The organism is Amycolatopsis halotolerans (assembly GCF_042647905.1).
Taxonomy (GTDB): Bacteria; Actinomycetota; Actinomycetes; order Mycobacteriales; family Pseudonocardiaceae; genus Amycolatopsis; species Amycolatopsis halotolerans.
Genome location: NZ_JBHRWI010000007.1, coordinates 187,786 through 200,412, shown reverse-complemented (window position 1 = coordinate 200,412; position 12,627 = coordinate 187,786). Strand labels below are relative to the sequence as shown.

The 12,627-nt window shown below is 69.5% G+C and carries 13 protein-coding genes; 8 read left to right on the top strand and 5 right to left on the bottom strand.

What is annotated here, in order from left to right:
• Positions 1-23: 23 nt before the first annotated feature.
• A complete protein-coding gene (locus tag ACFORO_RS07265; RefSeq protein WP_377870574.1) occupies positions 24-1,457 on the bottom strand; it encodes an alpha/beta hydrolase in 1,434 nt (477 codons plus the stop codon).
• 73 nt (positions 1,458-1,530) lie between these two features.
• The gene (locus ACFORO_RS07260) at positions 1,531-2,685 is read right to left on the bottom strand and encodes an epoxide hydrolase family protein (protein ID WP_377870573.1); all 1,155 of its coding nucleotides are present in this window, start codon (positions 2,683-2,685) and stop codon (positions 1,531-1,533) included.
• An 82-nt stretch (positions 2,686-2,767) separates the two neighbouring features.
• On the opposite strand from ACFORO_RS07260, the gene ACFORO_RS07255 reads away from it, so the two are divergent.
• The 6 genes from ACFORO_RS07255 to ACFORO_RS07230 all read left to right on the top strand — a co-directional run bounded on the left by ACFORO_RS07255 (position 2,768) and on the right by ACFORO_RS07230 (position 6,519).
• Positions 2,768-3,322 (top strand): CGNR zinc finger domain-containing protein, encoded by a 555-nt coding sequence (locus ACFORO_RS07255; RefSeq protein ID WP_377870572.1) that lies wholly within the window; start codon positions 2,768-2,770, stop codon positions 3,320-3,322.
• Positions 3,323-3,475: 153 nt separating this feature from the next.
• On the top strand, positions 3,476-3,664 hold the full coding sequence (locus ACFORO_RS07250; protein WP_377870571.1) for a hypothetical protein: 189 nt from the start codon (positions 3,476-3,478) through the stop codon (positions 3,662-3,664).
• A 92-nt stretch (positions 3,665-3,756) separates the two neighbouring features.
• Positions 3,757-3,975, top strand: a complete 219-nt coding sequence (locus ACFORO_RS07245) for a hypothetical protein (protein WP_377870570.1) — start codon at positions 3,757-3,759, stop codon at positions 3,973-3,975.
• A gap of 296 nt (positions 3,976-4,271) precedes the next feature.
• Complete coding sequence (locus tag ACFORO_RS07240; protein ID WP_377896499.1) at positions 4,272-5,069, top strand: helix-turn-helix transcriptional regulator; 798 nt, start codon at positions 4,272-4,274, stop codon at positions 5,067-5,069.
• Between the two features lie 32 nt (positions 5,070-5,101).
• Positions 5,102-6,217 (top strand): WD40/YVTN/BNR-like repeat-containing protein, encoded by a 1,116-nt coding sequence (locus tag ACFORO_RS07235; protein WP_377870568.1) that lies wholly within the window; start codon positions 5,102-5,104, stop codon positions 6,215-6,217.
• A complete protein-coding gene (locus tag ACFORO_RS07230; RefSeq protein ID WP_354748083.1) occupies positions 6,214-6,519 on the top strand; it encodes a MoaD/ThiS family protein in 306 nt (101 codons plus the stop codon). The genes ACFORO_RS07235 and ACFORO_RS07230 overlap by 4 nt, the downstream gene beginning before the upstream one ends.
• A gap of 366 nt (positions 6,520-6,885) precedes the next feature.
• Here ACFORO_RS07230 and ACFORO_RS07225 read toward each other — a convergent pair whose 3' ends face one another.
• Both ACFORO_RS07225 and ACFORO_RS07220 read right to left on the bottom strand, forming a co-directional pair.
• Complete coding sequence (locus ACFORO_RS07225) at positions 6,886-7,224, bottom strand: DUF3140 domain-containing protein (RefSeq protein ID WP_377870567.1); 339 nt, start codon at positions 7,222-7,224, stop codon at positions 6,886-6,888.
• Positions 7,225-7,229: 5 nt separating this feature from the next.
• Positions 7,230-8,009, bottom strand: coding sequence for a FadR/GntR family transcriptional regulator (locus tag ACFORO_RS07220; protein WP_377870566.1), 780 nt, complete (start codon positions 8,007-8,009; stop codon positions 7,230-7,232).
• A 54-nt stretch (positions 8,010-8,063) separates the two neighbouring features.
• Here ACFORO_RS07220 and ACFORO_RS07215 point away from each other — a divergent pair, with 54 nt between their 5' ends.
• The gene (locus ACFORO_RS07215; protein ID WP_377870565.1) at positions 8,064-10,847 is read left to right on the top strand and encodes an FAD-binding and (Fe-S)-binding domain-containing protein; all 2,784 of its coding nucleotides are present in this window, start codon (positions 8,064-8,066) and stop codon (positions 10,845-10,847) included.
• 9 nt (positions 10,848-10,856) lie between these two features.
• Here ACFORO_RS07215 and ACFORO_RS07210 read toward each other — a convergent pair whose 3' ends face one another.
• Entirely contained in the window at positions 10,857-11,534 is a 678-nt protein-coding gene (locus tag ACFORO_RS07210; RefSeq protein ID WP_377870564.1) for a GntR family transcriptional regulator, read from the bottom strand.
• Positions 11,535-11,741: 207 nt separating this feature from the next.
• Between ACFORO_RS07210 and ACFORO_RS07205 the strand changes: the two genes are divergently transcribed.
• Positions 11,742-12,617, top strand: a complete 876-nt coding sequence (locus ACFORO_RS07205) for an FAS1-like dehydratase domain-containing protein (protein ID WP_377870563.1) — start codon at positions 11,742-11,744, stop codon at positions 12,615-12,617.
• The last annotated feature ends 10 nt before the right edge of the window (positions 12,618-12,627 follow it).

Below are 12,627 nucleotides of genomic sequence, written 5' to 3'. Positions count from 1 at the left end.
AAGGAGTCCTTCACGGACGTAGATCAGGAACGCTCGGCCGGGCAGAAGCGGTCCCGCGCCGGGAAGTCCCCGCCGACCAGGTACTCCGTCGTCGTGTCGTTCAGGCACTTGTTCGCACCGGCGCCGTAAGCGACGTGCCCGCCCTGGTCGGCGGTGACCATCCGGGCCCGGCCGCCGAATGCCCAGCGCGTGCGCAACGCCCCGGGCAACGGTGTCGCCGGGTCGCGGAGGTTCTGCACCATCAGCACGTTCGCCGGTCCGTCGCCGGTGATCCGCACCTTCGGCTCCGCCGGCGCGGGCCAGTACGCGCACGCCCGGACGTTGGCGGTGTAAGCGCCGTACATCGGATACCGCGCCCGGTCGACTTCCACGTTGCGCTGATAGGTCCGCACCGACGTCGGCCACTGCGAATCCCCGCAGATCACCCCGAGGTAGCCGACCGGGAAGCTGCCACGATCGCCCGCCTTCGCCGTTGCCTTTGCCGCGCCGGGAAGCGGCTGGTGCGTGTCGAGGAGATGCCAGTACGTGGCAAGCTCTTCGAAGCTGCCGTCATTCCGAAGCTCCCCCGACGTGAAGCCGCGGAACGCCGTCCCGTCGAACCCGGACTCCGGCTTCCGGTCCAGCCGATCGGCCAGCTCGTAGTACTTCGCCGTCACGTCCGCTGGAGCAGCGCCGAGGCGGTATTCCTCGTCGTGCTTCGCGGCATACTTCGCGAAGTCGGGAAACCGCACCTGGAAACCCATGCCTTGCGCCCGCAACGCCTCGACGTCGTAGCCCTCCGGCGGCAAACTGCTGTCCAGCACGACCCGGTCACTGCGTTCCGGAAACAATGTCGTGTACACCGCCCCGAGATACGTGCCATACGACTCCCCGTAATAGGAAATCTTCGCCTCGCCCAGAGCTTCCCGCACCCGGTCCATGTCCCGCGCCGTGTTGGCGGTGGTGATGAACGGCACCAGATCGGCGGTCTCCGAACTGGTGCACTGCTTGGCGATCCGCTCCGCCAGCGCGGCCGATTCCGCCACCTCCGCCGGATTGTGCGGATAAGGCGGGTTGGCCGCGAGCGCCTTGTCCGCGTCGTTCAGCCCGCAGGTCAGCCCCGCGCTGGAGCCGATCCCGCGCGGGTCGAATCCGACGATGTCATAACTGTCCCGCACCGCCTGCGGAAACGGCTGCGCGACCGGGACGCGCAACCCGGCCAAACCCGGACCGCCGGGATTCACGAGCAGCACCCCGCGCCGCTTCTCCGGTTTCGCCGCAGACAGCCGGGACACCGCGATATCGATCTTCCGCCCGTCCGGATGCCGATAGTCCAGCGGAACGGCCACAGTCGAACACTGCAGTTGACCACCGCCTGGACAGGCACCCCACCGCAACGGCCCAGCCGACGCGGGCGCCGCCGACACCACTCCTGCCAACGCCGCGACCGCAAGCGCGATCGGCATGGTCTTTCGCATTCAGCTCTCCTCTTCGGATCGGAGTTGCTGATTCACCACACCAGCCGACGGCGCACCGGACCCCTGCCATTTGTCACCCCCGCAGCACCGCGGCGAGCCCCTCCCGCAGATCCCGGACGAAATACCCCGGCACCTCCAGCGACGGGAAATGCCCGCCCCGCTCCGGCTCCCGCCAGCGGACGATCTGCCGGAACCGCTCCTTCGCCCAAGGACGAGGGGTCTTCTCGGTGTCCCGGGGATACATGGTGACCGCCGCCGGAACGTCCACCCGAAGCTCGGGATCCAGCGAATTGTGGCTCTCGTAGTAAATCCGGGCCGCCGAAGCACCGGACCGGGTCAGCCAGTACAGCGTGACATCGTCGAGAACACGATCGCGGGAGATAGTCTCAAAAGGACTGTCCGCAGTGTCCGACCACTCCGCGAACTTGTCCACGAGCCAGGCAAGAAGCCCGACCGGCGAGTCGACGAGCGAGTACCCGATGGTCTGCGGCCTCGTGGCCTGCTGCTTCGCGTACGCCGCACGGTGCCGCCAGAAATGGCGGGTCTCCTCGGTCCACCTGAGCTCGTCCGCCGTCAGCCCGTCCGTCGACAGCCCCGGCGGCCCCTCCGCGAACAACGTGTGGACGCCGAGAACGTGCTCCGGAAACCGGCCGGCGAGAACCGTGGTGATATTGCCGCCCCAGTCGCCGCCGTGAGCCAAGAACTGGCGATAACCGAGCCTCCCCATCAGCTCGGCCCACGCGGCCGCGATCTTTTCCGTCCCCCACCCGGCAGTCGCCGGTTTGTCGCTGTACCCGAAGCCCGGCAATGACGGAGCGACGACATGAAATGCCGGCGCGTTGACGTCGTCCGGATCCGCCAATGCGTCCACGACGTCGACGAACTCCGCGATGCTTCCCGGCCACCCGTGGGTCACGATCAGCGGAGTGGCATCCGCACGCGGGGACCGGCGGTGCAGGAAGTGGATTCCCAGGCCGTCGATGGTCGTGCGGAACTGGCCGATCCGGTCAAGACGCTCTTCGAACGCCCGCCAGTCGTACTCGGTGCGCCAGTAGTTCACGAGCTCGACCAGGTCGGCGAGCGGAAGGCCCTGATCCCATCGGCGCGGGCCGTGCACCGTCTCGGCCTCCGGAAGCCTCGCCGCGGCTAGCCGAGCCCGCAGATCGTCGAGGTCAGCGTCCGTCGCACGGGCTTCGAACGCCGCTACGTCGCTGGTCAGAGCGGTCATGAGTCCTCCTCGATGGATTGGAACCGGCTAAGACGGTTCTAGCAGTCACCCGCACCCCAGCGCAACCGGCTAAGCTGGTTCCATGCCTTCCGCGTTCCCCGACTTCCGCCTCGGCACTGTGCTCGCGACGAGCTTCACCGCGACCCTCACGGAGCGTTGCGGCGATGCCGTCGAGCGCGTTCCGACGCCGCGGCGACTCGCCGATTGGCTGGCGGTGAGCGGCCTCGCCGTGGACTCCTGCACCGCTGACCAGCTCGAACTCGCCAAGGAACTGCGGGAGTCGATTCACGCCGCCGCGACCGCGGCCGCACGCCGCGAGGCCCTGCCCGTGTCCGCCGTCCAGGTCATCAACGACCACAGCGCCCGGGGCCAGGCCGCAGCCGTCCTGACGCCCGACGGCGAACGGCGCTGGCAGCTCACCTCAGTCGAAGACGCCCTCGGCGTGATCGCCGCCGACGCGATCAGCATCATCTCGGGCGAACGCGACGGAAAACTGGCCTTGTGCGCCTCGCCGACCTGCCAAGCCGCCTTCTTCGACACCAGCCAGAGCCGCACCCGTCGCTGGTGCGACATGAACACGTGCGGGAACCGGCAGAAGAAGGCGCGCTTCAACGCCAACCGCGCCGCGGCGAAGTGACCCTCGGAATGTGAGCAGCCGCTGCGGCCGATCCCCGCTGAACACCGGTTTCGCACAGCCGCGAAAGCGTGCGGCCGAATACCCGAGCTAAAGCTCACAATATAGGTATGAACAGCGAAAACCTGGCTATCTCAGCCAGCAGGGTCGACCACCGTGAAACGTGTCGAGGACGGCCGATTCTCCGCTTGCCTTCACGACCGCCCGCAGGTCGGCGACCGCCTCTCGGTGCGCGGCCCGTCCGGTTCGTTCCATCCCGGCCCGCGATGCAGGGGACTTGATGCGGTGCCGCAGGTGCGGTGTGCCCAGGTCGCGGCGGACCTGGGTGGGGCGGGGCGTCCGTGAGGGGAACCCTGAGGGAATCTGATTCCCTCAGGGTTCCCCTCACGGACTTCAAGACCTGGCCACATGGTGATAAATCAGGCATTCCGGCGGCGATGACGTCCTTTGTGGACGGTCGGCGGGCGTGGGCCGACCTCGTGCTGATGGCCGCGGGCAGCGGAATCATGCCGATGATGGGCGTCCTCCGCACGTGGCTTTCGCGTCCGGGTCGCAGCCGGATCTCGCTGCTGCACGCGAGCCGGTCCGAGGAGAAACCGTCTTCGCCGCACAGCTCGCCCGATTACAGCGCCGTGCGTTCGGGGATGTCGCGATGAAACAGCCGAACTGCCTCACTCGGCCGCCCTCGCTCGGCGGTGGTCGTCGAACTGGAAGACAACTGACACGGGGATTGTCGAGCCCCTGGATTAGTCCTCGCCGGCTATCCCGGATCGCCCATCCCTGGATCCGCGCCCAGCAACTGCCTCATTCCGCGGTACTTCACCGACAACTACCTGCCCGACTGCGTCAAACATCCACGCCCGTACCGTCGTCATCGAGCTGCGAAACAGCTGACGCCCGGAATTGTCGGTCCCCGGATTTACCATGGCGGCACATCCGAGGAGGTGTGCACATGCGGGACGCCGTGCTCGAGGCGGCGAGGTTCCTGGCCGCCGGACGCACCCGGCGGCTCACGCTCGAGGACGTGGCCGACCACGTCCGGTACAGCCCGTTCCACCTGGCGCGCGCGTTCGAGCGGGAGATCGGCCTGCCGCCGGGGAAGTTCCTTGCCGCGCAACGGTTCCAGCTCGCCAAGGAGTTGCTGCTGGACACCGGCGAGAAGGTGGTCGACATCTGCCACGAGGTCGGGTTCTCCGCGCCGGGCACGTTCACCACGCGCTTCACCGCGGCGGTCGGGGTGAGCCCGCACCGGTTCCGGCAGCTGCCCGGCCTCCTCGCCGAGCACCCGCCGGAACCGGTGCGGGTCGCGGGCCCGGACTGCGCGGGCGGAGCGGTCACCGGCCGCGCGCTGCTGAGCCCGGACGCGGTCGCCGCGCTCGACGGGGCGCCGGCGGTGTACGTCGGGCTGTTCGCCGGGTCGTCGGCGCGCGGCGTCCCGGTCAGCGGCTCGCTGCTCGGGCCCGACCTGGAGTTCGCCCTCTTCGACGTTCCGCCGGGCGCCTACCGGCTGCTGGCCTGCGCGCTGCCCTCGGCCGCCGATCCGCGGGCGCAGCTCGCGCCGAGCGTGCAGGCGGTCGGCTCGGCCGCGCGCCCGGTGCGGATCCGGGCCGGGCCGGTGCCGCTGCGCCAGGACGTCCGGCTGGAGGTCGCGCCCGCGTGGTCGCCCCCGGTGCTGGTCGCGCTGCCTCCGCTGGCGTCGGAGGGAGCGCAAGAATGGAGAGGCGGCTCCCGTCTGGCGAGGTTAGGTTGAACCAGGTCACAGCCCGTTGTCAGGGAGAAAGCATGCCTGGAGTTCGAGTATTGGTCGGCACGCGCAAGGGCGCGTTCATCCTCACCTCGGACGAGGGACGCACGCGGTGGGAGGTCGACGGCCCGCACTTCGGCGGCTGGGAGGTCTACCACCTCGCCGGCTCGCCCGCGGACCCGGACCGGCTGTACGCGTCGCAGTCCACGTCGTGGTTCGGCCAGCTGATCCAGCGTTCCGACGACGGCGGGAAGACCTGGAACCAGGTCGACCACGAGTTCGTCTACGAGGGCGGGGCGGGCGAGCACCTCTGGTACGACGGAACGCCGAAGCCGTGGGAGTTCACGCGGATCTGGCACCTGGAACCGTCGCTGACCGACCCGGACACGGTGTACGCGGGCGCACAGGACGCGGCGCTGTACCGCAGCACCGACGGCGGGAAGAGCTGGCGCGAACTCACCGGGCTGCGCAAGCACACGTCCGGGCCGGGCTGGCAGCCGGGCGCGGGCGGGCTGTGCCTGCACACCATCATCCTCGACCCGGGGAACTCGAAGCGGATGTTCGCCGCGATCTCCGCCGCGGGCGCGTTCCGCAGCGACGACAGCGGCGAAACCTGGCAGCCGATCAACCGCGGCCTGCACTCCGACGGCATCCCGGACCCGGACGCCGAGGTCGGCCACTGCGTGCACCGCATCGCACTGCACCCGTCGCGGCCGGACGTGCTGTTCATGCAGAAACACTGGGACGTGATGCGCTCGGACGACGCGGGCGACAACTGGCGCGAGATCAGCGGCAACCTGCCGAGCGACTTCGGTTTCCCGATCGCGGTGCACCCGCACGAACCGGAAACGGTGTACGTGGTCCCGATCCGCAGCGATTCCGAGCACTATCCGCCGGAGGGCAAGCTGCGCGTGTACCGCAGCCGCACCGGCGGCGGCGAATGGGAACCGCTCACCCACGGCCTGCCGCAAGAAAACTGCTACGTGAACATCCTGCGCGACGCGATGGCCGTCGACTCCCTCGACGAGGCCGGCATCTACTTCGGCACCACCGGCGGCCAGGTCTACGCCTCGCACGACGCGGGCGAAAGCTGGGCCCCGATCGTGCGCGACCTGCCCGCGGTGTGCTCGGTCGAGGTGCAAACCCTGCGATGACCACCGTCGTCCGCGTCAAGCTGCCCACGCACCTGCGCCGCCTGGCGAAGGTCGAGGGAGAGATCCAGCTGCCAGTCGAGGACCCGCCGACGCGGGAAACCCTGCTGGACGCCCTGGAACGCGCGTACCCGCAACTGCGCGGCACGGTCCGCGACACGACGACCGGCAAACGCCGGGCGTTCGTCCGGTTCTTCGCCTGCGAGGAAGACCTGTCGAACACCGCCCCGGACACCGCACTGCCCGCCCCGGTCCTATCCGGAGCCGAGCCGTTCCTGATCATCGGAGCCATGGCGGGCGGCTGACCACGAACCACCGGCCGAGGGGAAGAACCCCAGGCCTCGGTGCGTCCCGGGGGCGCACCGAGGCCCGGGGCTTACGCCTGCTGGAACAGATTTCGCCGGGTTCCCTGGCACCGGAGCTGCTTCCGCCAGGGCCGGTCGCCGCCGAGCCGGGCGCGACAGACCCGCCGCGCCAAACTCCACGCGCTGAAGCCCTTGGCATCAAGTCAAGTGCACCCACGCCGAGCCGGGGCGGCGGAACCACTCGCGTCAGATCCGGCACGCTGAAACTGCTCCGTTGCGCCAGAAGACGGAACTCGCCCAGCCCGAACGGTCAGTCTCTCCCCCGCAACGGGCCCCACGCGGCCGTCCCGCCAAACCCGGCCAGATTCAGTCCCGCACCGGTTTCACCGGATCATGCCCCAGCGACATCAATCCCTGCCGCCACCCCGCATCCCCCGCCACCGGCTCCAGATCATCCCGGCGAGCGGCGTGCACCCGGTCCACCACGTCGCGCATTACCTCGACATCGCTGTCGTTCACGTCCGACCGGCGTTTGCCCAGGATCGACAGCACCTGACGGCCGGTCGCGGGCCCCGCCTGGTCCGGCAGCGGTTCTGTCTCCGTTCCGGCTTCCCGGGTGCGCAGCCAGTCGGCCAGCTCCCGCGAGGTCATGTTCACCACCCGGTGGAATTCCGTCCACAGGTCGTCGTCCACGTGCGCGGCCACCTCGATCACCTCCCGGAGTCGTCGGTAGCCCGGTTACCCGGACCGCGAGACGGCAAACCTGGCAACGTAGAGTCCACATAGGACCGGCCCCGGGCGGCGATTCGTGCCAGGGCGGCACATCCTGGCTCCGGCACCCCCGCCCGGACAGCTGACGCGATCGTCCGGTGGTCCTCCCACGACCGGGAAAGGTCGCCGTGTTCGGCGAGTTCCGCCAAGAGCCGGTCGGCCATCAGGCGGCGCAGCGGGAGGCGGATCGCGAGCATGCTGCGCAGCAGGATCCGGTTGTGCGCGGCCTCGGCCAGCGCGACGTGGAATTCCGCGTCCGCCTCCAGGAAGCGGTCCCGGTCGGTCGAAGCCGCCGCCATCCGGTCGACCAAATCCGTCAAAACCGCCAGCTCAGCGGCGGTTCGGCGGCGGGCGGCCAAGGCGATGACGGTCGATTCGATCGCTTCCCTGGCCTCGACCAGTTCGCGATACTCCGCCACGTCCGAAGCACCCAGCTGCCACGGGACGAACCGCGCCGCCGAGGGTTCCAGCACGAACGTTCCGACGCCCTGGCGCGTTTCGACCCAGCCGCGCGCCTGCAGCGTCCGGACTGCTTCCCGGACGGTCAGCATCGACACCCCGGCCGAGGCCGCGAAGTGCCGCAGCGACGGCAGCGCGGTCCCGGGAGGCCATTCGCCGCCGAGGATTTTGCGGGTCATCTCTTCGACCAGCGAATCCACCACGCTCACCCGCCGCACCCTGGCCAGCTCCGGCGGCGGTCCCCTCCGTCCCGAGGTCATCGCGCCAGCGTACGGATTGACGGCACTGTTTCAAACACCTAAATTCAGGCCGGGATGCGCACCGAAACTGACCTGCTCGACGACCTCCGCGCGAACGTTCGCGGCGAGGTGCACGCCGACGTCCGCCGTCGCGCCGAGTACTCCACCGACGCGTCGAATTACCGTGTCGTACCGCAGGTCGTCGTGCTGCCGAGGGAGACCGAGGACGTACTCGCGACTCTCGAGATCGCCCGCCGCCACGGTGTTCCGCTGACCAGTCGCGGCGGGGGCACGTCGGTCGCGGGCAACGCGATCGGGCCGGGCGTGGTCATCGACTTTTCGCGGCATCTCAACCGCATTGTCGACCTCGACCCGCAAGCACGGACCGCGGTCGTCCAGCCCGGCGTCATCCTCGCCGACCTCCAGCGCGCCGCCGCGCCGCACGGGCTGCGCTTCGGTCCCGACCCGTCCACGCACGCCCGCGCGACGCTCGGCGGCATGATCGGCAACAACGCCTGCGGCCCGCACGCGATCGCCTACGGCCGGACCGCGGACAACGTTCGCGAGTTGAGTGTGGTCGACGGCACCGGACGCCAGTTCACCGCTGGTCCGTCCGACGCGGTGCCGGGCCTCGCCGAGCTGATCGACACCCGGCTCAGCTTGCTGCGCACCGAATTCGGCCGGTTCAGCCGCCAGGTTTCCGGTTACTCGCTCGAGCACCTGCTGCCGGAGAACGGCCGGTCGCTCGCCCGCGCGCTGGTCGGCGCCGAGGGCACCCTGGCGGTCACGCTGGAGGCGACCGTCGACCTGGTCGACATCTCCCCCGCGCGGCTGCTCGTCGTGCTCGGTTACCCGGACATGGCGACGGCTGGCGACGTCGTGCCCGGGCTGCTGCCGCACCGGCCGCTGGCTGTCGAAGGGCTCGATGCGCGACTGGTCGACCTCGTGCGCCACCATCGCGGCAACGTGCCCGCGCTCCCGGACGGCGGCGGCTGGCTGATGATCGAGGTCGGCGGTGAGACCGAAGCCGCGGCCCGGCACAACGCTGAGCGGCTCGTCAAAGATTCCCAAGCGCTCGACCACGTTGTACTGGCCCAGGGTGCCGAGGCGGCCGCGATGTGGCAGATCCGCGAGGACGGGGCCGGGCTGGCGGGCCGGACTCCGACCGGCGAGCAGGCGTGGCCGGGCTGGGAGGACGCCGCCGTCCCGCCTGAACGGCTCGGCGCGTATCTGCGGGATTTCGACGCTCTCCTGGACGAATACGGCCTCGAGGGGCTCCCGTACGGCCACTTCGGCGACGGCTGCGTGCACGTCCGGCTCGGGCTGCCGCTCGAACGCGACGCGTCGGTGTTCCGCGCGTTCATGACCGCCGCCGCGGATCTGGTCGTCGGCTACGGCGGCTCGTTCTCCGGCGAACACGGCGATGGCCGGGCGCGCGGCGAACTGCTGCCGAAGATGTACTCGGCCGAAACGATCGAGCTGTTCGGCGCGGTCAAAAACCTCTTCGATCCCGACGACCTCCTCAACCCGGGCGTCGTCGTCCGGCCGCACCCGCTCGACGCCGATCTCCGCCGCCCGCAAGCACATCCGCTCCCGGTCGTCGCGGGCGGTTTCTCCTTCTCGCACGACGGCGGCGACTTCACCCGTGCCGTGCACCGCTGCGTCGGAGTCGGGAAATGCCGCGCCGACAACCGGGCGGCCGGCGGCTTCATGTGTCCGTCCTATCTCGCCACTCGTGATGAAAAGGACAGCACGCGCGGCCGCGCCCGGGTGCTGCAGGAGGTCGCGAACGGCTCGCTGGTGTCCGGCTGGTCGGACGACGCGGTGCACGAATCGCTCGACCTTTGCTTGTCCTGCAAAGCATGCGGCAGCGACTGCCCGGCCGGAGTGGACCTGGCACAGTACAAATCCGAAGCTCTGCACCGGAAATACCGGCACAAGATCCGCCCTCTTTCGCACTACACGCTGGGCCGGTTGCCGGACTGGATCCGCCTGCTGCACCGGCTCCCGGTGTTCGGCCCGCTTGTCGTCAACGCGCTGATGTCGCTCCGCCCGGTCGAGAAGGTCCTGTTAGCGCTGTCCGGAGTAGACACTCGCCGCCACGCACCGAGGTTCGCCCGCCGGTCGTTCACCCGGTCCCGGCGAAGGATCCGCGAGCAGGGCCCGGAAGTCGTGCTGTGGGCGGATTCCTTTTCGGACGGTATGGACACCGAGGTCGCCGAAGCGGTCGCGGCCGTGCTCGCCGACGCCGGATATCGCGTGCTCGTCCCGCCGCGGCAGCCGTGCTGCGGGCTCACCTGGATCACCACCGGTCAGCTCGACACCGCTCGCCGGAAGCTCCGCGACCTCGTGCACACGCTGCGCCCGTACGCGCGGGCCGGGCTTCCGATCGTCGGCGTCGAACCGTCGTGCACCGCCGTTCTGCGGTCCGATCTGCTGGACCTGTTCCCCGACGATCCGGACGCCGCGACGGTCTCCGCCGCGGTCACGACGCTCGCCGAACTCCTTGCCAAGACGGACGGCTGGCGAGCGCCCGATCTGTCCGGCGTCACAGTGATCGCGCAGCCGCATTGCCACCATCATTCGGTGATGGGCTTCGAGGCCGATCAGGCTCTGCTCGCGACGACCGGAGCGGAACTGCGCACTCTTGCCGGGTGCTGCGGTCTGGCCGGGAACTTCGGCATGGAACGCGGCCATTACGACGTTTCCGTTGCCGTGGCGGAGAACGCACTGCTCCCGGCCTTGCGAGACAACCCGGACGCCGTGTTCCTCGCCGACGGTTTCTCCTGCCGCACGCAAGCCGATCAACTGGCCGGAGTGCGCGGCGTCCACTTGGCACAGTTGCTGAAGCGACGCTGACGCCCAGGGTCAGCGGTCCCAGAAACCTTGCTTCTCCAGCAAGGAAACCGCACGCTCGCCGCCGTCCGAGAAGTGCTTCTCCACAATGGACCGGGCCCGCGACGCCGACCGGGCGCTGAGTGCGTTCAGGATCTTCCGGTGGTCGTCGTGCGCCTTTTCCGGCCAGTCCTCGTGCGCCTCGTAGAACCCGTGCGTCACCGTTTTCGCCAGGATGCCCAGGATCGACACCAGCCGGCGGGAATCGGCGGCGTAGTTGATCCTGCGGTGGAACTCGAAGTTCAGCCGTTCCTGTTCGCCGCGGTCCACTCCGGACTCCATCCGGTCCGCCAGATCGTGCAACGCCCGCAGGCTTTCCGGCGAAAGATTCTTCGCCGCGCGCTCGGCGGCCAAGCCGGAAACGAGGCCGAACACGCGGTAGTGGTCGCGGATGTCGTCGCGCGTCATCCGCGCCACGAACGCGCCTCGGCGGGCGATGTGCTCCACCACGCCTTCGTGGTCGAGCGTGATCAGGGCCTCGCGAATGGGCAGCTTGCTGATGCCGAGCTCGTCCGCCAGCGCCTCCTGGTCGATCTTCGCCCCGGCGCGCAACTGGCCGGAGAAGACCCGTCGCCGGATCTCGTGCGCGGCCAGCGCCTTCAGGTTCGCCGGACCGCTGCGGCGCAGTCCGGCGCCCGTGGCTTCGGGCATCGCCCCGGCCTCCCCTCTGGCGGATGTTCGAGCAGATAAAGTATTACATAAGCCGCCCTGTTCGAGCCCGCCACCGGCCGCCGTTCACCACGGCCAGATGCTGCGTACAGCTGAACGAACAGCGCCACTAGCCCGCGAGGCACCGGGTAATTCCTGATAAAGTATTCACCCCGACTGCCTCGTCCGAAACCAGATCCGAGGAACCCCATGTCCGCACCGGAAGCCTGGGAGCCCTACGCCGCCACCAGCGAAGAAGTGCTCGAACCCGGCCCGGTCGCCGCGCTGGCGGCGTTGTTCGACAACGGGCTCCCCGCGCCTGGCGAAGGCGACGACCTCCCTCCGCTGTGGCATTGGGTGGCTCTCCCCCGCTGGCCGGTGTCGTCACGCCTCGGCCTGGACGGCCATCCCGTGCGCGGCGGGTTCCTGCCCCCGGTCGACCTGCCGCGGCGGATGTTCGCCGGAGGCGAGGTCGTGGTGCACCGCGCGCCGAAGGTCGGCGAGACCGTTCGCCGAAAATCCATTGTGGACTCTGTCACCGAAAAGTCCGGCCGTTCCGGGAAGTTGGCGATCGTCCGGGTGCGCACGGAACTGTCCGGAGTGGACGGAACGCTGTACGTCGAGGAACGTCAGGACATGCTCTACCGCGAGGCCGGACCGCTCGCCGCGCCCGCGGTACCGGAAACCGCCGCCGCGCTCGAACCGGTGGGCTCGCCGTTCCGCCGCACCGACGGGCAGAGCTGGGAGTTCGTCACCGATCCGACGCTGCTGATGCGGTTCTCCGCGGCCACCGCGAACGCGCACCGCATCCACTACGACTGGCCGTATGCCACGAGAGTCGAGGGCTATCCCGGCCTCGTCGTGCACGGGCCGTTGATGTCACTTGCCCTCGCCGAGGTGCTGCGGCTCGACTCCCCCGCCTCGCGGGTGCGCCGGATCAGCCATCGCAACCAGGCGCCGCTGTTCTGCGGGCAGCCCGCGCAACTGCGGGCGAGCCCCGGCGCCCGTTCGGTCACGCTCGACCTGCTCGGCCCGTCCGGCCTGAGCACCAGCCTCGCCGTCGAACTGTCCGGAGAGGGCTCGTGATCTGGCGGCA